Source organism: Citrobacter sp. TBCS-14, assembly GCF_005280805.1.
Classification (GTDB): Bacteria; Pseudomonadota; Gammaproteobacteria; order Enterobacterales; family Enterobacteriaceae; genus Citrobacter; species Citrobacter gillenii.
The window spans coordinates 1-229 of the sequence record NZ_SZWM01000093.1 but is presented as its reverse complement, the minus strand read 5'-3'; the positions used below and the strand labels follow the sequence as shown (position 1 = coordinate 229).

At 38.0% G+C, this 229-nt stretch carries 1 protein-coding gene; it reads left to right on the top strand.

What is annotated here, in order from left to right; genetic code table 11:
- The coding region (locus FDX22_RS30385; RefSeq protein ID WP_212732860.1) for a hypothetical protein at positions 1-229 on the top strand (229 nt) is incomplete at both ends.

Genomic DNA, 229 nt, shown 5'->3' with positions numbered 1-229 from the left:
AATAACCAATAGTGCTGAAATTAAAGTAACTGAAAACGAGGACGGATCGAAATCGTTTCAAGGTATTGGGTCAGAAGTTGGGGTAGAGAATCTTAACGGTATTGTCTTGACACCTAACTGTATCGAGTTTGCTAGAGAACGATATCCATTGCTATATGAACATGGTTCAGGATCTAGTGAAGTCATTGGGGACGCGAAAGTTTATTATGACTTAGCTTCTAATAAATAC